At 50.1% G+C, this 23016-nt stretch carries 21 protein-coding genes; 9 read left to right on the top strand and 12 right to left on the bottom strand.

Annotated features, from left to right (window positions below; all coding sequences use genetic code 11):
• Positions 1 to 76: 76 nt before the first annotated feature.
• Complete coding sequence (locus P2H89_RS07515; RefSeq protein WP_275825993.1) at positions 77 to 1081, bottom strand: helix-turn-helix domain-containing protein; 1005 nt, start codon at positions 1079 to 1081, stop codon at positions 77 to 79.
• Between the two features lie 230 nt (positions 1082 to 1311).
• Between P2H89_RS07515 and P2H89_RS07510 the strand changes: the two genes are divergently transcribed.
• The 3 genes from P2H89_RS07510 to P2H89_RS07500 all read left to right on the top strand — a co-directional run bounded on the left by P2H89_RS07510 (position 1312) and on the right by P2H89_RS07500 (position 6240).
• A complete protein-coding gene (locus tag P2H89_RS07510) occupies positions 1312 to 1674 on the top strand; it encodes a hypothetical protein (protein ID WP_275825992.1) in 363 nt (120 codons plus the stop codon).
• Between the two features lie 57 nt (positions 1675 to 1731).
• Positions 1732 to 3339 (top strand): FAD-binding protein, encoded by a 1608-nt coding sequence (locus tag P2H89_RS07505; protein ID WP_275825991.1) that lies wholly within the window; start codon positions 1732 to 1734, stop codon positions 3337 to 3339.
• A gap of 222 nt (positions 3340 to 3561) precedes the next feature.
• Entirely contained in the window at positions 3562 to 6240 is a 2679-nt protein-coding gene (locus tag P2H89_RS07500; protein WP_275825989.1) for a family 10 glycosylhydrolase, read from the top strand.
• Between the two features lie 91 nt (positions 6241 to 6331).
• On the opposite strand, the gene P2H89_RS07495 is transcribed toward P2H89_RS07500, so the two are convergent.
• On the bottom strand, positions 6332 to 7270 hold the full coding sequence (locus P2H89_RS07495) for a hypothetical protein (protein WP_275825988.1): 939 nt from the start codon (positions 7268 to 7270) through the stop codon (positions 6332 to 6334).
• 71 nt (positions 7271 to 7341) lie between these two features.
• Here P2H89_RS07495 and P2H89_RS07490 point away from each other — a divergent pair, with 71 nt between their 5' ends.
• Together P2H89_RS07490 and P2H89_RS07485 are read left to right on the top strand one after the other, a co-directional pair.
• Positions 7342 to 8247: a DUF1080 domain-containing protein gene (locus P2H89_RS07490; RefSeq protein ID WP_275825987.1), complete on the top strand. Its 906-nt coding sequence runs from the start codon at positions 7342 to 7344 to the stop codon at positions 8245 to 8247.
• Positions 8248 to 8362: 115 nt separating this feature from the next.
• On the top strand, positions 8363 to 8830 hold the full coding sequence (locus tag P2H89_RS07485) for an acyl-CoA thioesterase (RefSeq protein ID WP_275825986.1): 468 nt from the start codon (positions 8363 to 8365) through the stop codon (positions 8828 to 8830).
• Here P2H89_RS07485 and P2H89_RS07480 read toward each other — a convergent pair.
• From P2H89_RS07480 to P2H89_RS07460, 5 genes are all read right to left on the bottom strand, one after another.
• Entirely contained in the window at positions 8811 to 9920 is a 1110-nt protein-coding gene (locus tag P2H89_RS07480) for a hypothetical protein (protein ID WP_275825985.1), read from the bottom strand. The genes P2H89_RS07485 and P2H89_RS07480 overlap by 20 nt on opposite strands.
• Positions 9921 to 9976: 56 nt before the next feature.
• Entirely contained in the window at positions 9977 to 10516 is a 540-nt protein-coding gene (locus P2H89_RS07475) for a hypothetical protein (protein ID WP_275825984.1), read from the bottom strand.
• A 34-nt stretch (positions 10517 to 10550) separates the two neighbouring features.
• A complete protein-coding gene (locus P2H89_RS07470) occupies positions 10551 to 11225 on the bottom strand; it encodes an NAD-dependent epimerase/dehydratase family protein (protein WP_275825983.1) in 675 nt (224 codons plus the stop codon).
• A gap of 90 nt (positions 11226 to 11315) precedes the next feature.
• Positions 11316 to 12662, bottom strand: coding sequence for an alpha-L-fucosidase (locus P2H89_RS07465; RefSeq protein ID WP_275825982.1), 1347 nt, complete (start codon positions 12660 to 12662; stop codon positions 11316 to 11318).
• A 107-nt stretch (positions 12663 to 12769) separates the two neighbouring features.
• Positions 12770 to 14785: a gliding motility-associated C-terminal domain-containing protein gene (locus P2H89_RS07460; RefSeq protein ID WP_275825981.1), complete on the bottom strand. Its 2016-nt coding sequence runs from the start codon at positions 14783 to 14785 to the stop codon at positions 12770 to 12772.
• A 361-nt stretch (positions 14786 to 15146) separates the two neighbouring features.
• On the opposite strand from P2H89_RS07460, the gene P2H89_RS07455 reads away from it, so the two are divergent.
• Positions 15147 to 15446: a hypothetical protein gene (locus P2H89_RS07455; RefSeq protein WP_275825979.1), complete on the top strand. Its 300-nt coding sequence runs from the start codon at positions 15147 to 15149 to the stop codon at positions 15444 to 15446.
• On the opposite strand, the gene P2H89_RS07450 is transcribed toward P2H89_RS07455, so the two are convergent.
• Positions 15439 to 16116 (bottom strand): hypothetical protein, encoded by a 678-nt coding sequence (locus tag P2H89_RS07450; protein ID WP_275825978.1) that lies wholly within the window; start codon positions 16114 to 16116, stop codon positions 15439 to 15441. The genes P2H89_RS07455 and P2H89_RS07450 overlap by 8 nt on opposite strands.
• Before the next feature lie 409 nt (positions 16117 to 16525).
• Here P2H89_RS07450 and P2H89_RS07445 point away from each other — a divergent pair, with 409 nt between their 5' ends.
• Complete coding sequence (locus P2H89_RS07445) at positions 16526 to 17005, top strand: hypothetical protein (RefSeq protein WP_275825977.1); 480 nt, start codon at positions 16526 to 16528, stop codon at positions 17003 to 17005.
• Positions 17006 to 17098: 93 nt separating this feature from the next.
• On the opposite strand, the gene P2H89_RS07440 is transcribed toward P2H89_RS07445, so the two are convergent.
• Positions 17099 to 17503: a GNAT family N-acetyltransferase gene (locus tag P2H89_RS07440; RefSeq protein ID WP_275825976.1), complete on the bottom strand. Its 405-nt coding sequence runs from the start codon at positions 17501 to 17503 to the stop codon at positions 17099 to 17101.
• A 43-nt stretch (positions 17504 to 17546) separates the two neighbouring features.
• Positions 17547 to 18536, bottom strand: coding sequence for an AraC family transcriptional regulator (locus P2H89_RS07435; protein WP_275825975.1), 990 nt, complete (start codon positions 18534 to 18536; stop codon positions 17547 to 17549).
• 105 nt (positions 18537 to 18641) lie between these two features.
• Between P2H89_RS07435 and P2H89_RS07430 the strand changes: the two genes are divergently transcribed.
• Entirely contained in the window at positions 18642 to 19370 is a 729-nt protein-coding gene (locus tag P2H89_RS07430) for a siderophore-interacting protein (RefSeq protein WP_275825974.1), read from the top strand.
• A 189-nt stretch (positions 19371 to 19559) separates the two neighbouring features.
• On the top strand, positions 19560 to 20153 hold the full coding sequence (locus P2H89_RS07425; protein ID WP_275825973.1) for a hypothetical protein: 594 nt from the start codon (positions 19560 to 19562) through the stop codon (positions 20151 to 20153).
• A gap of 23 nt (positions 20154 to 20176) precedes the next feature.
• Here P2H89_RS07425 and P2H89_RS07420 read toward each other — a convergent pair whose 3' ends face one another.
• Positions 20177 to 21808 carry a sodium/sugar symporter gene (locus tag P2H89_RS07420; RefSeq protein ID WP_275825972.1) on the bottom strand — a complete coding sequence of 544 codons (1632 nt, stop codon included), beginning with the start codon at positions 21806 to 21808 and terminating at the stop codon, positions 20177 to 20179.
• 178 nt (positions 21809 to 21986) lie between these two features.
• A complete protein-coding gene (locus tag P2H89_RS07415) occupies positions 21987 to 22874 on the bottom strand; it encodes an inositol oxygenase family protein (RefSeq protein ID WP_275825971.1) in 888 nt (295 codons plus the stop codon).
• Between the last annotated feature and the right edge of the window lie 142 nt (positions 22875 to 23016).

The raw sequence follows: 23016 nt of genomic DNA, 5'->3' as shown, positions 1-23016 counted from the left end.
CTTAAATGTACCGAATCCTCCTGCGGTAGCCCACACTGTTAAACGCTTTTAACTTTCTTTTACGTCCGCTCCCTCATCAAACTATCGGATAGGCCCCATGCTGCACCGCCGCCGTCTTATTATACCGCGCCCGGTACTCGAGCGGCGACAGTCCGGTGATCTTCCGGAATACTTCACGGAAGGATTTAATATCGCTATAGCCTACCTCGTACAACACGTCGTTGACCGAATGCTGCGAGGTCTCCAGGCTCTTCTTCGCAGCTTCTATACGTACCCGCTGCAGGTATTCGAGCGGGGTATTGCCGGTGGCTTTGATAAAGCGCCGGTCGAAGCTGCGGCGGTTGATATGGTAACTGGTCGCCAACTGATCCACGGAGATCTTATCGCCGATATGCGTTTCCATATACAACTGCGCTTGCAGCACCAGCTCGTCTTCGTGATCCTTTTGGGGGGAGAAGATCGCAAACGGACTTTGGCTATAACGGTCCAGGTCGATCTGGAAGATCTTCGAACACCAGATGGCTGTAGGCCGGTCGAAGTATTTCTCCACCAGGTGCATCATCAGGTGCAGGAAAGAATAGGCGCCGCCATTGGTATAAATCCCGTTTTCATCGGTCACGATCTTTTCGGGTATCACGGCCACCTCAGGAAACAACTGCCGGAAGGTATTGGCCGCCACCCAGTGCGTAGAACAACTCTTGCCATTGAGCAGACCGGTAGAAGCCAGGATAAAAGCCCCGGTACAGATGCTGGCCACTTCAGCGCCTTTGGTATAATGATCCTTGATCCATTCGGCATACGGCAGGTTGAGCTGCACCTTGGTAGGATAATCGCGGTGCAGGGAGGGAATAATAATGAGGTCGGTTTGTTTGATCTCGTGGAGGGTGGCATGGGGCCTGATGGTGAACAGCCCGTCGTACAGCTCCAGCTCTTTTGATAACCCTACCATCTCTACACGAAATACCGATTCACGGCCCAGACTCTTCCAATATTCATTGGCGCGTAGCAGGATTTTATACGGACCGATCATGCTGCTGATATTGTTCTGACCCTCCAGCACGAGGATGGATACATGTTTCATGGCTAGGTACTTTTGCTAAAGATACACCCTTATATTGTCCGGAACGGCCCTTTATATACGCGATCTGGCGTCATTCGGTCGTCGAAAATGCCCCTTCAAGGTAACTAACTACCACTTTGTGGTAGTGGTAGATAGAGAAATAATACGGATATTTAACCAGGCATCCCAACCAGACCTCCCGCGCGATCAAACTTACTCCGCACCTGCTACCATTACTAAAACTGTTCATCATGCATAGACCATTTGCCAAAAGCCCGGTTTCCATCCAGTTCTTATTGCTCGTTATCACCTGCGGCTTGCTGCTGACCTCCTGCTACTCCGTCCGCTTCGTCGATAAGCGCGGCACCGGCGAACCCGATCCGTTCAGTACATCGGATGATCCCTTTTTCAGGGGACTAAAAGTGACCACACTCGACACCACGATAACGCTCAAACCCCACCTCGGCGACCCCATGTTCCTGGAGTCCTGTAATGCACGTGGCTTTTATGCCTTTCAATACCGCGTTACCTTCGGTGGAGTGCTGCTGAGCGCCATCACCTTCGGGCGTAAGCGGCAGGTGCGCATCAAGTACGTGTGCATGAAAGAGCAATAAAGCGCCCGCAAGCACCAATCAGCAAATAATTTACCTACCACTCAATAACCCGATAGTATGGCTACCACCACCAAACACGAGGTTGGCACCTGGGATACATTCCACCACAATGGGCCCTTCCCCACTAAAGTACAGTACAATACCTCTCTCGAAGGCAAGGGTAACATGCCTTCCCTCATAGACCGTTACAACGATGCGGCAGCCGAAATGCAGCGCCTCCTCAAAACCGCACTCGATGCCGGCGAAGGCTTCCGTGCCTTCGGATCGCGTTGGTCGATGAATAATATCGCCCACCAGAAAGACAATATGCATTTCAATGCCCTGATGAACCTGAAGAAACCGGTGCTGGAAGATGAAATGCAAGCAGGCTCAGTCTATCAGTTCGCCAACCTGTTCTTTGTGCAATGTGGCAACGTGATTAAAGACCTGCATCAGTTCGCATTCGACCATGGTAAATCACTCCGGTGTACCGGAGCCAGTAACGGCCAAACCATCGGCGGCTGCCTCTCCACCGGCGTGCATGGATCGGCCCTCGATGTGGGCGCCGTACAGGATTGGGTCGTGGGGTTGAACCTCATTATTGGTCCCAATCCGGACGATATCGTGTACCTCGAACGTCATACCGATCCCGCGCTCAATGCCGTATTTGCCGGGCGCATCAAAGCCCGCGTGATCCGCAACGATGAACTCTTCAACGCCGCCCTCGTAGGATTGGGCTCCTTCGGATTCATACACGGCGTAGTGATCCATACCGAAGATCGTTACCTGCTCAAGCGCTATGTAAAACGGATCAACAAAGACGTAGCGCTGCAACTGGCTGCCACCATGGATTTTGCCAATTCCACCTTTACCATACCGGGCGAAACCGATGCCAACGGCAAGGGCAATCGCCCCTTCCATTACAAGATATTCATCAACCCGTATGTAGATGATCCGGAGTATGTGGTAGAGGCGATCTACAAAAAGCCCTTCGTGCTGGCTTATCCCGATCCGCTGCCACGCATAAAGACCGCTGTCTATCGCGACCTCATCATACTCTTCATGAAGATCGCCGAGAAGTTCAAGAACAGCATACCCAAGCTGATCAAGGTATTGCAGGCATCGGTATTGCCACCGGTAGATCTGGAAGTGACCGGCACCTTGGGCGAAATATTCTGGGATGCACCCTTCCAGGGCCCTGCCTATGCGATCGCAGTGGGTATCGATAACGCCAATGCGCCCAGGGCCCTCGACCTGCTCTGCAAACTGGCGCGGGAAGAAGGTCCCATACCCGGCATCTATGCCATGCGTTTTGTGAAGCAATCCAAAGCCACGATGGCCTTTACACGGTTTCCCGTTACGTGTATGCTGGAGATCGATGGATTGATCTGGAAGGGGAAGAAGAACAAACTCATCAGCCTGGAAGAGTTTTGCACCCGCACCATAGAAGTATTGAAGAACGCTAACATACCTTTTACGATCCATTGGGGTAAAAATGCCGACTGGTCTTTTCCCGGCCTGGTACAACATATGTATGGCAACAAGGCCATCACCTGGATGGAACACCGGAGCGCATTACTGAACGAGAAGACGGCCAAACTCTTCAGCAATAAGTTCCTGGAAGATACCGGCCTGGATGTCTTCATCTCCAACGTTTCGCCCAATCTGGCTAAATCGGTGGTCTAAACGACATTATTCACGGCCCAACTGTCAGCACGCTCCTCCACTCAGGCGGCATCGCTACCTATTGCAGCATACCAACGGATTCCCTCCTGGGGATCTCTGATATTACAGCGTCTACTCATGCGTGTATTTGCAGGATATTTTAATATCCACATGCCCCTATTCTCGCAATTCTTTGCACGCGCTTTCGCTAATTTTAGCATAAACCTGCAAAACTAAACGTTTATGAAAAGATCTTTACTTGCTGTATGGCTGGTTTGCATGAGTATGCTGGTATTTGGCCAGCAGCCTCCCAAGCGCGAAATGCGCGGAGCATGGATAGCCACTTACTCCAACATCGACTGGCCCAACCGCACGCAGACACCCGCTCAACAGCGTGCCGCCTTCCTCTCCATCATCGATCACCACAAAGCGACCGGGTTGAACACCCTCTACATCCAGGTACGCAGTCAGTGCGATGCCATGTACCCCAGCGCCATTGAGCCCTGGTCGGCCGACCTTACCGGCACACAGGGCAAAGAACCCAGCACCTTCTGGGATCCCATGCAATTCATGATCGATGAGTGCCACAAACGCGGCATCGAGTTCCATGCCTGGATCAATCCTTACCGCGCAGCCGGCAACTCCAACAACATTCCCGGCTTTGCGGCCAACCACGTAACCAAGGCGCATCCCGATTGGTTATTGACGCAAGGCACACTTCGGGTGCTCGATCCCGGACTGGCCGTAGTACGCGATTACATTACCAGTGTCATCGTCGATATCGTGAACCGCTACGAAGTAGATGGCATTCACTTCGATGATTATTTCTATCCACCCGCAGCGCCCGCAGGTACTACACCTTACAATGATGATTCGTCCTACACGCTCGATCCGCGTGGCTTTACCGTACGGGGCGACTGGCGCCGCGACAACGTGAGCATGCTCATCAAGCGCCTCAACGATACCATCCAGACATTGAAGCCCGCCGTGAAGTTTGGCGTATCACCTTCCGGCATTTATCGCAACAGCACCAATCCTGAGATCGGTACGCCTACAAGTGGTCTCGAACACTATACTACCTTATATGCCGATACGAAGAAATGGCTGCAGGCAGGTTGGGTGGATTATATCGCCCCACAGGTGTATTGGTACATCGGACAACCGGGCGCCAACTATGCCGCCATCGTACCCTGGTGGAACAACCAGGCCAACAATGGCCGTCATATTTATATCGGCATGGCCGGTTACAAAGTAAACGATGCAGCACAGGGCGCCAACTGGGCCAACCCTTCGCAGATACCCAATGAAATGCGCCTCAACAGAACTTTCCCCAATGTATACGGACAGGCCATTTACAATACCAGCAGCATGCGCGCCACCACCCGGTTGGGTTTCCGCGATTCGCTGCGTTTGTTCTTCTACCAGAAGCCGGCCTTGTTGCCGCGTATGCCCTGGAGGGATAGCATAGCGCCCGAAGCACCTGCAGCGCTCACCGTGGTGAAATATCCCGGCGATTCAGCAGTATTGAATTGGGTGAAGCCTGCCGCCACCGGAGTACTCGATAAAGTACGCCAGTTCGTGGTATACCGTTCGGAAGAACCAACCATCGACTTTACCAACGCGAACAATATCCTGGCCATTACCAACAACGATACCACCAATTTCTCCGATAAAAGCGGCGTAGCCGGCACCACCTATTATTATGCCGTAACATCGCTCGATCGTTATCATAATGAGAGCGGAGCCTCCAATACCACATCTAACCTGCCACCGGCCATCACTTGTCCGGAGGCGCAAACGCTTAACCTCGATGCCACTTGCGCTGCTATACTACCAGATTATACGTCGCAGGCACTCGTGAACGGACAAGCTGCTGTACCGGGTGTAGTCGTAACGCAGAGTCCTGCAGCAGGCACCGTGCTGAACAACAGTGGTGAAGTAACGATCACACTGACGGCAACCGATGCAGCCGGCAATACGGGTACCTGTTCATTCATCGTATCGGTGAAGGATGTAACAGCGCCGTTGATCACCGCATTGGACAACAGCATCGTAAACGGTGGAGCGAAATTGTTTGCCACCGATTCTGCAGCCTGCACCTTCACCGCCGGCACGCAGCTCGACATCACGGCGCTCGATGGTTGTGATGCGTCCTTAGCGTTTACGTATACCCTTACCTACAAAGGCACTACCTCGGCGCCGGTAACAGCCACCAGCCTGCAGGGCGTGGTATTCCAGCCCGGCGCAACGCTCGTAAGCTGGACGGTAACCGACGATGCCGGCAATGCCAGCACCTTTACTTATACAGTAACTGTAGCGGATGAAGAAGCACCGCTGATCACCAGCGCAGCTGCCAACCCGGCCGAACTGTGGCCGCCAAACTTCCAGCTGAAGGATGTAACGGTCGATTACGAAGCAACCGACAACTGCGGACCTGTTACCACCTCACTGACTGTAACCAGCAATGAGCCCGTAACCGGTACCGGTTATTACAACAACGCGCCCGACTGGGTAGTGGTCGATAATCATCACGTGAAGCTGCGTGCGGAGCGAGGCGTATTCGGAGATGGCCGCATCTATACCATTACCATCACTGCTACCGATACGGCTGGCAACAGCAGTACGCAAAATGTGCAGGTAACGGTACCGCGCCTGCCCAACAATCCGTTCCCCGATGGTATACTCACCATCAAGGCCTTCCCCAACCCATCGCCCGGCCAGTTCTATGTGCTCACAGTAAGTACCTCGCTGAAGCCGCTGAACATCCAGGTAACGAATAGTGCGGGAAGCGTAGTAGAAGCAAGGACCGGCGTAGCGCCAAGCGGAATACTCACGCTGGGTAACAGCTATGCACCAGGTACTTATTTCCTGCAGGTTAAACAAGGTAACAATACACAAACCATCAAGCTCATCAAGCTATAGCATAACAACTGTTTTTTTTGGTGTTGCACTTGCTCAAGGGGCTGTCTGCGAAAGCAGATGGCCTCTTGTATTTTTGGGTAGGCAGAAGGTATTACAACTTAAAGGGAAATATCTTCAGTTTGTTTTTGTGCAACGCGATCACGTAGTAAGTGCCATTGCTGAATCCGACTTTAAAATTGGGTATCCCTTCTTCTTTTTCCATCTCTGCCATGGTGGGAGCATATTGCAGGGGTTTTAGAGAGACTGTTTTGGTGAGTTTGTTGACCTTACTCTCCTTTCGCAACACGTAGATAGCCTTTCTTTTCCAGTAGTCGAACGCAAACAAATAATCTTCCGAAGCATAAGCCATAAATGGTTCTGCCATTTCCTTGTTGAGACTTAAGGATGGATATATGGCAGGCTTCAGCTCGATGCCTGGCTTCTCGGTAAAGACATAAACATCGTCCTGATAGACGGAATTATAGCAGATGCCACGCGAAGTCCTGGCGAATCCTGTATTCGTAAAACTAAAAGCAGCTGAAGACAACAGCTTCCCCTTCGGGGAGATAACTTTAACGGAATCCAGCGAAGCCGTCAGGATTCCCGAAGTGGTTAGATGCAGATCGGCAATGAGGCTTTTATTGTCGTAGATCATGCGGGCATCTCCTCCCCCGGATACTTCATACAGTTCATTAAAAAATGCTATATAAAAGCCGTTGCCAGAACGAACCAGCTGGCTGGCCCAATGGTTTTTACGTAATTGTTTTGCGAGGAAAGCCGAGACTTTGACATGGGTGCTCGTTACGCCCGTACGAAGGTTTACCTGTACCAGATTGTTTTTGTTGACGATAAAGAGCGTGTCACCGTCTATATCAAATAATTCCAGGTTTGATAGGCCGCTTAACTGACGGTTGGCGGCATCGTTCACGTCTAGCTCTAAACCAGCCGCAGCTTGGATGCTTTGTGCCATAGAATTCGGTTGCTGGGCTGTGCCATGGAGGCTGCTTAACAAAGCGATGGCGAATAGAGAATTGAATAATTGCTTTTTCATGGGTATATAGATCTAATATTGGCGATATGTTCTTTGTTATTAATTATCTTCCGCAAATAAATAAAGGAATCATGACAGATCCAATCGTAAAGTCCAGGTTTTTAAGTCAGCCCTACCACGCGGCCTATACCGGTGCCCTGAAAATAGTAACGTTTACCGTATTGTCGCTCCTTGCCCTGACAACTTCAGCCCAAAAGGAGAAGAACGGTAAATGGATCCAACTCTTCAATGGAAAAGACCTCAACGATTGGACCGTCAAGATCCAGGATCATCCCGTAGGCGACAATTGGGGCAATACATTCCGGGTGGAAAATGGAGTGCTTAAAGTAAGCTACGATCAGTACGGCGGACAGTTCAAAAGCCAGTTTGGGCATATATTCTATAAAAAGCAATACAGCGCCTACCTCCTCGTGGTGGAATACCGGTTTACCGGCGAGCAGATAAAAGATGGCCCCGGCTGGGCCATTCGCAACAGCGGCATGATGCTGCACGGGCAAACACCCGAAAGCATGGCGCTCGACCAGGATTTCCCCATTTCCATGGAAGCACAATTGTTGGGAGGCAATGGGAAGGATGAGCGCACAACGAATAATCTGTGCACACCAGGTACCAATGTGATCATGAACGGAAACCTGTTTACGCCACACTGCGTGAATTCTACCTCTAAAACCTATCATGGCGACCAATGGGTGCGCGCCGCGGTATTGGTCATCAAAGATTCTATCATCAAGCACATCGTGGAAGGCGATACGGTGCTGGTGTATTCTAAACCACAATACGATCCCAACGACAAATGGGTAAAAAAAGCCAACCTGAAAGGTGGTGAAACCATAAAACAGGGCACCATCTCATTGCAAAGTGAAAGCCATCCGGTTGAATTCAGGAAAGTGGAGTTGTTTGACCTGGCTCCCTATCTTTCTTCGCCCGCAAAGCTTCAGGCGATCTTACAACAGTTAAGCAAGCAGAAAAGAAGCTAACCAACAGCATACCCCCGTGTTAACAAACCAGCAGCATTCCCGGCCCCTATAGATTGACGAAGCGGGGGACTGGAACTTTTATTTTATTTACCTTACGTGATCAATTGTTGCCCGCATGACAGACCCTATCGTTAAGTTCCGTTTTTTGAGTCAGCCTTCGGATGTAAATTTTGGTGGTAAAGTGCACGGAGGCGCCGTGATGAAATGGATCGACCAAACGGCGTATACCTGTGCCGTAAACTGGAGCAGCCAGTACTGTGTAACCGTGTATGTGGGCGGCATCCGTTTCCTGAACCCCATACGCATTGGTGATATTGTGGAAGTGCAAGCCCGGATCATTTATACCGGCCGCACAAGCATGCACATAGCGGTCGACATCAAAGCGATCGATCCGCGCACGAAAGAAGAAACCAAAACAACGCATTGCGTGATCGTCTTTGCTGCCGTAGATGATGATGGCAAAACGGTACCCGTTCCAGCCTGGGTACCGCAAACCGATGAAGAAAAGAAGCTGCAGGCCTACGCCATCAAACTGTCTGAAATGCGTAAGGAAATCAATGAAGCTACCTTGACGCAGTTTTAGCCTGCTTGTCGGCCCGTTGCTGTGCACGTTTATTGTAGATACTGATCAATTCAAGCAGGTAGGCATAGTTCAACTCGCCATTGGCGGTGAATTCCTGTAATACCTCCTTATCATCGGCAATCAGCATCCGGATGCGGTCCTTACGGGCCCTGTTGCCGCCAAGCGCCCCACTCGTGATGTCGACCACTTCATCTGTCAGGTATTTACGGGCATATAATTGCTCCGGGGCCTCATTGGGAATATGGTACAGGGTGATGCTGCCACGGCTTACTACTTTCATCCAGGCAGGGGCTCCAGATAAAGCTGACAGAATGGTTTCAAAGTAACTACTGTCGACCGCTGTATAGAATGCCCTGTATTCCGGCGGGCGACACGTGATGGTGTCGGTGCCGGTAAATAACCTGGTACGGCCAAATGCAAGATCGGTTTTAATGACTCCGTACAGGGTGTCGCCTTTTGAGTTGATAACAAAGTCTCTTTTCCCATACCGGGTGTGCATGGGGGGCAAATTGATCGGCAAAGTCGCAGTCTTGTCCTCCTTGTTGCCGCGTCGGTTGTAGGTCCTGATGAGCGACCAGATATTTTCCATATTGAACGACCGCATATCCTCAAAAGCATGGAGCACTAACGTGTCATCCCCGAAGAAAGTAGCAAGATAGGTTTGTTGTTTGCTTCGATTACCTCCTATCCCAAGTGTTTTCACCTTCACCACCGGACTGTCGCCTTTCGATATGTACCAGACATCCCCGGCCCCACTGGCGCCGGACCGGATAGAGGTCACTTGATTGTACAGTTTAATAGTACCGTCCTCGACAACACGCAGCCAGACCCGCGAAAGTGCCGCGTCCGGCAGTGCCGACCGGTATACTGCATGAGCCGTTGAATCATAGAGTGCGCGGCATTTGTCTGGATCGCAAACAAACTTTTCGCTGGGCGTGATCAGTCGAACCCGGTCAAACAAATCACTTTTAAGGGTACCATAAACGGTATCACCCTGAAAAGTGACCAGGTAGTCGGGTTTTTCTTGCTGACTTTGTGCGCAATTTGCAAGGAACATCAAGAGGATCAGGAGTCGGTTGCAGCGATTCATGCCGCGAAATAACAGCATTTCGCCTTTCCTGTCAATAGCAAACCCATAACTATGTGTTATTCCGGCCATTTGATAGGCCAGTTGTACCGGATGTTTTTTTTGTAGTACTTACCATCCAGTTTACTCCTCCCGCCATTGAACACCCTTAATTTGTCTTTGTAAAATTGTATTTTATCGGGATAGACCTTTCCATACCAAAGATGAAACTTCCTATCCAAAACATCGTAGAACTCTAAAGTCAGGTTGTCTCCGGCAATTTTGTAAAAACAATATTGCACCGCAATGCCCACAACATTTATTGAACTTATTGAATCCCGGCTATCGGCGCTGAATAAAGCGATCCCGCGAGGAGAAAACTTCAAATACTTATAGGTATGGACAAATTCAAAGTTGCCATTCGGGTAATTCCAAATAACATCATTTTCAAATACATATACATGTGCGGTATCAAGGCTGCCTACCGGTCCGGAGCCTACCTCACGACTTAGATGGTAGGAATCGGGTACCGGTTGTTTGGGCACCATTTGGGTAAATTTGGCTGGATTACATCCATAACAACATAAAAGAACAAGTAAATACTTGGTTGCTGCTTGCAAGACCTGTTTATTGTTTTATTCGGAAAATGAAATACTATCCCGCCTTCGCCAACTCAATAATATCGCGGCCGGTAATGATCTTGCGGTTGTCGGGCGAATTGACCACATGGATCATGGCCAACCCCACTTCGCGTAGCGTGCAGTAATTGTTGGGAGAAATGGCTCGCCCGAGCGGGTATAACCATCCAATGTATTTGTAAAAGGAAAGCGTATTCTTGAGTCCTTTGGTAGGCTTCATAAACCCGGGCCTGAAGGGGAACACCTTTTTGAAGGGCAGCTTCATCAGGTCGTTCTCCGTTTTGCCCTTCACACGGGCCCAGTTCACCCGGCCTCTTTCGCTGCTGTCGGTGCCAGCGCCAGATACGTACACGAAGGTCATATCGGGATTATACCGCGCCAGCGTGCCGGCCACGTGCATGGTAAGCACGTAAGTGATCTTATAATATTCGTCTTTCTTAACGCCTACAGAAGAAATGCCCAGACAAAAATAACAGGCGTTATAACCTTTCAACTGGTCTTCGATCGCCGTCAGGTTGAAGAAGTCCTTGTGGACGATCTCTTTCAGTTTCGGGTGACTAACAACACCCGGTTTGCGGTTGATGACCAGTACTGCCTCTACCAACGGGTGCTGCAGGCATTCGTGCAACACGCCCTCGCCAACCATCCCGGTAGCCCCGGTAATGATGGCCCTGATTTTTCCAGCTGACATAATTGAGTTCTTGCGCGGTTTGGTATAGAGATCGATAACCGGCATAAGACGACAATATGGGCCGACTTCTTTCGCACAATACCTCCCCGTCTATTGCAAACCTCCATGCCCTTTGTACAATTGCACCGGTCCATCGAGCTTCACCGCCAGCACCGTCATGTATTGATCCTGCACGGCCGGCGGCACTGTAATATAAACCAAACCCGGCACCGGGCTCCAGGAAATCTTGCCCACAATTTTATGGGTCAGCTTTTGACCACCGCCCACTACTTTGATGTCCTGTATCTTGTTTTTCAATCCCTTGATCACCACCTGGCCGGTCACTTTGCCAGGCAGGAAGAGATAGAGGGTCGAGGAATCTTTGGAAAGGGTCGTGGGTCCATAGAAATGCCCCTGCGGCAAACCGCCCAGGGTACTGAAGATCGCTTCGGAATGCTTCTTATTCCATTTGCCCAGCTCTTTTAAAATATGCACCTGCTGTGTCGGTATGGTGCCATCAGCCTTCGGACCCATGTCCAGCAACATATTGCCCCCGTTACAGATCACGTCCGCGAAAATGGTGATCACTTCATAAGGCGTTTTCCAGGCCGTATCCTGTGGCTGGTAGCCCCAGTTGTTGTTGCTGGTCATGCACAGCTCCCACCAATTGTACTTCGGCCGGGTAACCGGGAAGTTCTGCTCGGGCGTTTCATAATCTCCATAGCCCTGCAGCCGACTGTTTAAGATAGCTCCGGGAGTACCTTGCAGAATGCTGCTGCGTACACCCGCTGCCCCCCACTCTGCTGCACTGTGTTCCCAGTCGCCATCAAACCACCAAAGCGCCGGATGGTAACCCTTGTTGAGCTCATTGATCTGTGCCTGCATGAAGGTTTGGAAACGCTGCCAGCGTTGGGGATCGTCGGCCACCTTGTAGCGCGAGCTGTCTTTCAAAAAGCCGGGATAGTCCGGATGGCTCCAGTCGATGAGGGAGAAATAAGCGCCCCGTTTGATGCCCTGTTTGTCGAGCGCCTGGTAAAAAGGCGTCAGCACATCACGGCGGGCCGGCGTGTTTTTGGGAACGCTATAATGGTTTTCGGCAGTAGGCCACAGCGCCACGCCATCGTGGTGCTTGGTGGTCATCACCGCATAGCGCGCGCCGCTTTCTTTGATGAGGGCGGCCCAGGCATTGGGGTCGTATTTGGTAGCCGTGAAGCCATCGAGTTGCTTCATGTAGTCGGCATGACTGATCTTCTTATTGTGAAAACTCCAGCTTTCGTCAATGCCCTTCACGGCATAAATGCCCCAATGAATGAAGATGCCCAGCTTGGCATCCGCAAACCACTGCATTTTCGTACGTATCGAATCGGGATGAATATTCACCTGCGCCCGGGCAGGTTGTAGGACTGTAGAGGCAAGCAATAACGATAGGCCGGAGGCGCGCAGCAGGGTCTTTTTCATACTTGAGCTCAATAGTTTCGTTCGAATCGGAAGATTGGCGACAAATGTACAATTTTGACCAACGTCAGCCCCCTATGTGAATTAGTTGCGCAATGGTTTGCGCACCTCTACCGTATCAATTGCGTAGCCCCCTTCTGAAAGATCTGCTGCTTGGTATCTACATGAATAAATCGGAGCGTCCACACATAGGTACCGCTGGCCTGCTTCTGTCCGTTCACCGTCCCATCCCACCGTTTCTTCCAGTCGGTCGTTTCAAACACGATCTGGCCATAACGATTATAGACCTTGAACTCGAGGTTGGTAGCTTTAAATGCATTGAGGGGATACAGCAAATCGTTGTTGTTATCGCCATTGGGCGTAAAGGCGCTTGGCACGGTAATATAACAAGAGGTTACCACTTCCATTTTGCGGTAAGCGGTATCGAAGCAGTTCTTATCATTCTCTATGATGAGCTGAATGGTGACTATCTGCGATCTCGGCCTCGGTCGCACATACCGTTGCGGTTCCGGCACTGGCTGCGAACTGCCGCTGCCATTACCGAAAGACCAGTTCCAGTTCATGATCTTGCCCGTACTGCTGTCGGTGAAAACCGCCATGTCCTCCGGACAATGATATTCCGGCGCACCAAACTTTGCCTCCATCGCATTGTCGAGGTTCACCACCGTATTGGCTGTATCGGAACATACGCCGTTGGTAACGATTAAGCGGATCATCTTTTCACCGAAGGTGGGAAATACATACGAAGGATTCTGGTCCTTGCTGAAACCATTGCTGTGAAAACTCCAGGTCCAGTCGTTGACGCCGTTGGCGCCCGGATGATAGAACTGCACCGTATCTTTTACACAGCCCCAAAGTACGTTGTACATGAAGTCGGCATTGACCGTGTCGGCGGTGGTAAAGCTAATGGTGGCACCAGCCGGTGTTTCCATACCGCACTCGTCGATGATGGTATTGCCATCGCTGCCGCGTACGAGTTGAATGGTCCAGGTACCTGCCCGTTGAAGCGGGGCCGATAGTTGTAATTTGATGATGGAAGAAAGCCCGTTGTTACAAACACCCGAAGCCCCGGTAATCGTGACCGGTGCGCCCGCAAGCATGAAATCGCTGCCGTTGGCGGCAATGGAATTGCAACGGATATTGTTCTTGAAAACCAATTGCAGTTCGATGGGTGCGCAGCCAACCGGCTTGATGCTGTCCATCGGTGTAGGGAAGATCGGGAAAACGGTCACTGCTACTTTGTCGCCGTTGGGTATTTCACGATCGCAATTGTCTTTGAGGCTATTGCCATCGCTGCCCTTCTTCATCACGATATCGTAGTTGCCGGGTGGCAGGATGCGGTCAACCCGCAGCTCCACGCTGTCCATATCGAAGCTGTTGTTGCAACCAATGGCCATGGCGCTCACGATGGTGCCTACAGCAGGCGAAAGGATAAAGTCGCTGCCGTTGGTGGCCAGCGTTGGGCACTTCATCTTCTTGTTGAGCTTCACCCGCAGAATGCTGCCGCCACAGGCCGCAGAAGCGCTCTGCAGGGCGGGATCTTTGGGGTCGGTGATCACTGCTGTACCACCGCCAAAATCGAGCTTATAGCCGCTCTGGGAGTCGGTAAAATGGCTTACCAGCAACAGGTAGGTATGCCCTTCAATAAGATTCGGCGATTTGGCAAACCTTGGTTTGTCCTCACCGGGATTGGAGCCGCATTGAATGAAATTCACGCCACTCGCAGAAGCCCCGGTAAGCCCCGATGAACCCGACCAGTTGCCGGTTACGATGAGGTTGACATTCGTGAAAACATCGTTGGCATCTTTACCGGTAATATCATACAGCATCCAATCGTAATCGTCGCTGAGATCGTTGGGGGTGATGAGGAACGAAAGTGTGCCGGAACTGTAGCAGGTAAACCGGTACCAGAACGGGTTTTTATCGGTGTAGCCCAAATTGCCGTTGCAACCAGGTACCGCAACGGGACTATTTTCGCAGATGGGCACGTTGGCCTGGGAAAAAGCGCTGGTGCCGCAAACAGGAAAGGCGGTAGACGGGGTTTGTCCCAGGGTGGTGCAGGTTTGGGCCTGTAAGCGGTTGGATAGCAATAAGATCAATACGAAAACGGCTACACTTGAACGCATAGTTGTATTGACCCCCAAAAGCCACCTTTCGTTGCAGATAGTATTACTTTTCAACATAAAGAGCCTCATTGCAGCAACCGGTAAGGCCATGGGCATACCGGCTGAATTTCCCGGTTGGCAATATAGTTGATAATACTTTAATCAGTGGTTAAAGCAGGGGTAGAATAGACAGAATGCAGGTAATCGCCGACGAGTTGTGGGAGTTAGGATATTTCCGACACGGTAATTTTACCGGGCAGCTTCATAACTCTACTATTGCAATCAGGGGATGGGGGAATTACTTTTGAGCGCCCCTTTCACCGGCATGGGCCGGACAGTGGAGCCCCTACCCATCCGTACAAACCAATACAAGTGTTACCCTATGAAAGAAGCTTTACTTCCGGCGGCTCGTTTTTTAGTAGGATCCCAGCGTATTACCCTGTACCCTACCCTGGTTACCGAAAGGCGGTTCTGGCTCCAGTTGTACAATATGGACCGCAGCGTGATGGCCATTTACTTTTATACCCTGAGTGGTTACATGCTGTTTAAGGCATTCGTGGCGCATAAGGATCATTTCTCCACCCACACCATCAACTTACCGCATTACATACGCAGTGGCGTATACAAGGTCGCCATCCTATGCGGTGATCATCATTACCTGCAGTCGATCGTGATCAGGTGAACACTTTCACTACCGCCATTGCATTGAGGGCTTTGTCGATGATGGCCATTTTATTGTCGCATACTGCGGTGAGGTAATTAATGCCCAGCAAAACAATGATTGGGTCTGTTGTCTCTTTACCAACGTCTATCGCAAGCCGGACAGATCTTATGGCTGTATCGTTGACGGCGAACTGCTGCCTGGCGGTTTCGAGGTAATGGATTTCCTGACGATCGAAATCAACACTGGCCGCGCAGGCCATCACTTCGACCTGGTGTGTAGACGATGGTGCATTGAACATGGTGGACGCCATCAGGTAAGGGACATACAATTCAATTTTTCCGTTATCTAGGTCAGCTGTTACTTCGTAACAGGCATAGAAAGCGTCCTGCAGATACTTTGCTTTGTTTAAATTGAAGCCAGTTAGTATGGGCAGCGCTTCACGGGTTATCTTTTGGGCTCCCCTTGATCCCGCTGGATCGCTGTATACGATCGCAGCCATCCTTTTGGTTAAGCGGCCCGATAGATACCTGTCGGCGCATAATGGGATAATTGGTCTAAGGGCTCTCCTCAATAATTTATTGGCACTGCCCGCCCGGGCAAAGTCGGCCATGTTTTCACGGCTACGTTCAAAGGCCGGATCTTTCAACAGCCTTTTTCTGGTCAGGGGATTTGATTTTCTCCGCGGCATAGAAATCTCTGTTTTGAAGAGGATGTACGGAATTGGCCGTTAAACCGACTTAGTTACTGAATTTTTAATTTTGAATCTTACTCATAAGTAGCAGGCTCTTAATTAGTTGTAAGGCGTAATAAGTGCAGAACGGCACTGGGGTTCTTGCGTTATCCATATGTTATTCACGCCAACTGCCTGACTATATGCACGTTATCCCTACAACACCAGCACCGGTAAATAGCAGTAACTGCACTGTTTAGTGGATGCCAGTGCGGTTTGTAGTGGATATCAGTGCCGTTATGAGAGGAGGACACCCGAATAACACACGGAGTATACTAGCAAACAGAGTGGCTGCGCTTCGACCTTCCCAATATCGGAATCCGGGAAATCTAGTTGTGGAATATGAACCTGGCTGCATCCTTATAGTATGAATAAACTGCTTCGTTATTACTATCCGGGCATGGTGAGCCTGTTGGGGTTCCCGCTGCTGGTATTTTGGCTGATCTCAGATGCCCCTTCTGTGTCACCGCCTAAAATGATCAGGTTGTTTATGCCAATGGATGATTGCATAGTACGACCTCACGTTAGATATTTCGACAAATGTGCTATAAAGGATGACTTCAAAGGGAAATTAATAACGACAGTTTCATTCCATGAGTTCCTTCCTGGCCACCACCACCAAATGATAAAACAAGGCAAGTTAAACCTGATCCGCCGAGAAGTGGAACGTGTCACATTTACTAACAATAGCCGATCTGTGATAAAGGTGGAATTTGGAGAAGAGATCACCTTTGGCGATGTATACTATCTATTAAATACTATCCAGGAGCTCGGAGTAAAAAGATATGCATGGTTCTCCAATGAGTTGTACATCTTCGGCAACGAACCTCCCACTTATGAGCAGTAACAGGTAGTGGTCCTGCTTCGTTACCTGCAGTCGAACGTGATCGGGTAAACCCGGCCCGCTGCAGATTTCCAACCTCAAAAAGCTTTGTGGTATCTACCACCAGTCAGCTCTGTTGATGATAAAACTGCTTTCCTGCTTAACAAATCCCACTTTGGGATAATAGTCCATGGCCGTTGGAACCGATAAAAGCAACACCATGGATTGTTCACCAACTTTTTCTTTGGTCAGATTGATCAGTTGCTTGCCGATACCTTCTTTTTTGTACTCATGCCGCACTGCAAGGTCCGATAGGTAACAAGCCCAAACCCAGTCGGTAATAGAGCGTGAAACACCAACCAATAAGTCATTGTCCCAGGCAGTTACAATTAAGTTGGAGTTGTCAAACATCTTTTGGATCCTGTCCTTGTCTTTGGTAGGCCTCGGCAAACCCGCATTGTCGTATAACTCAATGATCTGGTCTGCCGTTGGTCGTTTGTCAAAACTATATTGAATATCCATACGCTTGAATAATAGGCTGTCGCCTGATGCTTTGCCGCTCCCTCTACTTCCTCACCTGCCCCGGTGGCAGGCCAAACTTCTTGCGGAAGGCATTGCTGAAATGCTGCACCGACGAATAGCCAAGGTGATCGGCCACTTCCTTGATGGCGATATGTCCGCCGAGCAGTTGCTCACGCGCCTGCTCCAGTTTGTAATCACTCAGGTAGCCATATACGGTATTGTTGAACACCTGCTTAAAGCCCTGCTTCAGCTTGAACTCATTGATGCCGGCAATCTTCGCCAGCTCGGTTAAGGACGGCGGCTGCAAAACATGATCCACCAAATAGTCACGCGCAAAACAGATGCGGTCCTTATCAACGATCGATGGTGATACAACGATCTTCCTTTCCGTATTCTCATACATCTGCGCCTGCAGGGTGAGCAGCTCTATACATTTTGATTGGAGAAACAATAACTTGAGACCGCCTTCGCAGCTACAGTTCATTACATCCCGGATGCATTGGTGCATCGCAAAAGAAATGGGCATATTGCTTCGGCTGAACTGCGAGACTTTTCCCGCAGCAATCATTTCGGCAAAGCGGCGCAGGCCCGGACTTCCCGATTGCGCTAGCTCCAGAAAGAACTGCTTGGTGAAATGTACCTCGAAGAATTTATAGCGGGCATTTTCTTCATATTCACCAGAGCCTTTGAAGTCCGGCGTATAATGCATATTGTGCTCATTGGGCCTGAAATCGTATGTTCCACCATTGAGATCGTTCACCACCACGCCCGATCCCAATAGGCTGAAGTGCATTTCTACCAGTTCCGTATGGTCTTCCATACTAAAGTGCAGTTGGCGTGCTTCTTTCATCACCATGTCGCCATAAACAATATAGATGCCGGGAAACGTAAGGCGTACCAACTCGGCATCGCCAAAGGGGAAACTGTAGACCTCGCGCAATTCTGCTACGAGTAGATTTCCAATGTTGTCACGGTAAAAAGTGTCATGCAGGATAAAGTCGGTGCCTTTACCATCACTAACGCTGATTTGCATAAAATCCGTTTAGTGTAAATCATTATCCGTTTCGTATAAAAATGGCTATACACGGCAACGATAATTTTGTAAAGTTAATCAACCATTGATAAATACCATAACAACATGTGTCAAATACCCAAATGGTTGGCCGATACTATGACTTCAGTAGCCAACCCCTGGTTGCGTAATGCAGTGGTGACGCATACCTCCATGGTCTCCGACGAACTCAAGCTGATCACCTTCAAGGGCGACTTCGATCATGAAAACTTCTTACCAGGCAAAACCGTTCAGTTCAGAGTCGATGAGTCCAACTTCCGCCAGTACACGCTGTCGGCTTTCAACAAAAAGGACAGCACCTGCTCCGTATTGTTCTACTTACACGGCAAAGGACCCGGCAGCGAGTGGGCAGCCAACCTGCGTACCGGCCAGCCTGTAAAGTTCCGCGCCGGTGAAGCAACACTTCGTTACAATGACGAAGCCAAACATCATTTCTTCTTTGGAGATGAAACCAGTCTCGGCTTATTCAACTGGTATAAAACGACGGCATTGGCCTGCAGTCATGAGTACTTCGGGGTGTTGGAATTGCATCCGCAGCACGAAGGAGCCCTGAGCTCCTTGAAGATCATGGTCGACAATGTACATTCCCTGGCAGATGCGCCCGCTGTGAATGCCATCGACTGGATGGAAGACATGCACCCCGATTGCTGGGCCGCCTGGAAGGGTGCTACGTTTTACCTCACTGGTAGAGGCTTGTCAATAAACCGTTTCAGGAAATACCTGCTGGGAAAAGGCGTGGATGCGGTACAGATACGTACCGATGCCTACTGGGCCGATGGAAAAACGGGGTTGTGAGGTGTTATTTCAATCATCGTTCCTGGCACTTCAGGCAGGTTAAGCAGTATACCTCATAATGCGGGGCTCGTATAAACGTTCATACATCGGTTAAAGAAGGCCATCCGGTACCCCGGGTTCTCCCCTGCTTTACCGATTATTATGAAAGAAACTTTTTTCAAGCTCCCTGATACACAGAAATTTCAACTAATGTACCGGCTTGTATCGATTCACGAAGCAAGCCTGCTGCAATGGATAACACAATTTGAAGAAGAATTTGAGGCCGAAATGGCCGATCGGGATATTCGCATCAATGCGAAAAAGGCCATTCAGAAATCCTTTACTTTATTGCGCACCATCGCCGATGAACAGTTTTCATCGCTGGCCTCCGGCAAACTGGTCGATAAACTGGAAGCAGTTCATGAACAGCTTGCTGAGCTTACTATGTGGCTGGAAGATATTGATGAAACATTTCCCGCTTCCTGCGAACGTGAATATGCACCACTGGTAGCCTTAGCCGACCTGGTAGAACTGGTATCCGAATACGACGTGGAAGAAGGCTCAATGGACGATTCCATGGCCGACCGCGTCTATAAGATCATATATTTGGGAGCGATTGGCTCGGGCAACAAAGATATTCCCGATGCAGCGGTGCCCGGTATTAAAGGAGAAGGCGGCTATCACTACTACTTCCATGAATGGGCCGATTTCAACGAGTACGTCCCCGAAAATGAAAAGCTGCATAACAAATATATAGCCCCCCTGCTCACCAGGTTGATAGCAAAACTAAATGCTGCTGGCTGATTCACTCCTAAACGCACCCCATGTTACCAGAAAACCGTATACAAAGCCGCGAGAATACCGCAAATGATCACCGAGCCGATCATAAAACCCGGTGTTACCTTGTACATCGATCTATCGATTACCACGCCCTCTTCGTGATGGGCTTGCCTGGGCGTAGCGAGGCTCATGGTTACCATTACCAGTATGATGAGCCCAAAGGTGATCGTCATACGGTCCAGGAAAGGATAGTCCGGGAAGGCGCCGCCGGTCCAGGAAGGCAGGAACTTTAGAACGGTGGAAATAGGGATCGTGAGCAGTGTACCCGCCAGCGCAGCAGCGGCCGTAGTGCGCTTCCAGAACAACCCCAATAAGAAGATCGCCAGTACACCCGGCGATATAAAGCCTACATACTCCTGTATAAACTGGTAGGCCTGGTCGAGCGTACGCAATGCTGGCGCCACAATCGCTGCAATCAGCATAGAAATGATTACCGCCCAGCGGCCGGTACGCACTACCTGTTTCTCCGATGCCTCTTTGTTGAAAAATTTCTTATAGATATCGAGCGAGTAGATCGTGGCAATGCTATTGGTTTTACCAGCCAGCGATGCTACCACCGCCGCCGTAAGCGCCGCAAATGCCATGCCCTTCAGGCCGGCAGGCAACAGGTTCATCAACGTAGGATACGCATGGTCGGGCTTGATATTGCCGGCCGCATCCACCATCTCCTGCTGGAACATCCCTTTCTGGTGCATCACGTACATGGCAATGCCCGGCAGTACAGCAATCACCGGTATCAATAGTTTAAGGAATGCTGCGAAGAGGATACCGCTGCGCGCAGTTTTCAGATCGGCGCCCAATGCGCGCTGCGTAATGTACTGGTTACATCCCCAGTAAGCCAGGTTGTTGATCCACATACCGCCTATCAGTACCGATAAGCCAGGGAGATCTTTGTAGTAAGGATGGTCATCCTTAAAGATCATATGGAAATGGCTGTCGGCCTCCTGTCTTAGCAACGAAAGTCCTTTCAGCACATCGGTACCATAGCCAAACTTTTCCGACAATAAAGTAAGCGCGAGATACGTCGTGATCAGGCCACCCGCAATCAGCACCAGCACCTGTATCACATCGGTATACCCGATCACCTTCATACCGCCCAGCGTAACGATCACCGAGCAAATACTTAGCCCTGCGATACACCAGCCAAAACCGATGCCGGTAATGGAATTGATGGCAATGGCGCCGAGGTAAATGATGGAGGTAAGGTTCACGAATACATACACCAGCAACCAGAACACCGCCATGATGGTACTCACCTTATCGTTGTACCGTTGCGCCAGGAACTGGGGCATGGTAATGATCCTGTTCTTGAGGTACAGGGGTATAAAAAAAACAGCTACAATGATCAGTGTAGCTGCAGCCATCCATTCGTAGGTGGAGATCGCCAGGCCGAGGGCAAAGCCCGAGCCCGACATGCCGATGAAGTGCTCGGCCGAGATGTTCGAGGCAATTAAACTGGCCCCGATGGCCCACCAGGTGAGCGACCCTTCGGCGAGGAAAAAATCTTTGGAATCGGTAGTGGCTTTTTTCTTTTTGGTATAGATGTAAAGTCCGTAGAGGGTAACGAGGACAAAATACACCAGGAAGACGATGTAGTCAGCAGTTTGTAGTTTATTCATACAGCAGTATTACTGAGGTCCGATGCAGCTACAAGTTAATAAACTTATAGCTGCAACCGGTCCTTCAGTGTCGTTCTGATCTTATGTGACCTTTGAAAACAGATTGAAGACGGGAGAGCGGGCGGCCCCGGCAATGGCAAGCTATATCCCCCTTGGGCCTTTGCCATTGCGAGGCAGCTTAGAACTTTAGTCTATCGGGCAGGTACTTGTTCGCCAGTTCCTGGTAATAGGGACGCAGCTCGTTCCAGTTGGGCGGCGTCGGGTTCTTGGAATAGAGGTCGTATGGATTAAAGAGTTTCACCCATTTCAGCATTTCGCGGTCGTGGTCATCGAGCAGGTGGTCGTACTCCCCTTCTCTATGCCAGGCATAAAATGAGTGATAACGCAACATGTACAAACCTGGTTCGGGCAGGTAGTCTTTCATCATCTGGTACACATACTCGTCGTGACCCCATGACATGTCTACATTCCTTAGACCACAGCCTTCACTGTAAACACCATATTTTGTATTGAAACGTTCGTCGGCATAATCAGGATTGTTGCTGAAGAACTCGGGATACACGATCTTATCCGAGTAGGCGCAACCTACCGGGAAGGTATCGCCCACAACCGCCCATTGCGGCTCGCCAAAGAGGCAAAGCACTTTACCCATGTCGTGCATGAGACCCACCATCACCATCCAATCGGGATGCCCGTCGGCACGGATGGCTTCAGATGTTTGCAGCAGGTGCTGAAACTGATCGAGGTCCGTATCGGGATCGGAATCATCTACCAGTTGGTTGAGGAACTGGAAGGCGTCCCACACGGGCATTTCCTTTTTATCGAATTTGAGATAGTTCGCTTTTTTATCCTGTACGAAATCGTAAGTCTGGTAAGTGTGGTTGAGCCGGTAGAATTCACGCACGGTGTCGCGTACCGGCGCTTCATAATTACGGTATTCTTCGGTCTTCTTGCTGGTGGCAATTGAATCCGGATCGGGATAGCGCTCGAGTACGGCGTCTTCCCATTCGTCCAGACTTTTCAAAGGATTGATTTCGGCTTCCGTTAATTTGTTGACTGGTGTCATACGGCAAATGATGGTTTATTCAATATAATAAGGCGGGATCGCTACCTCTAATTTGCACCGATTTCGGAGTATATGATCAATTTTTTACCTATTTATTTACGAAACCGGTTGCGGGGAAATGGTTACATTTGAATCATACTCA

It is taken from the genome of Paraflavitalea sp. CAU 1676, assembly GCF_029223285.1.
Taxonomy (GTDB): domain Bacteria; phylum Bacteroidota; class Bacteroidia; order Chitinophagales; family Chitinophagaceae; genus Paraflavitalea.
The sequence above is the reverse complement of the archived record's forward strand: the minus strand, read 5'-3'. Positions and strand labels throughout refer to the sequence as shown.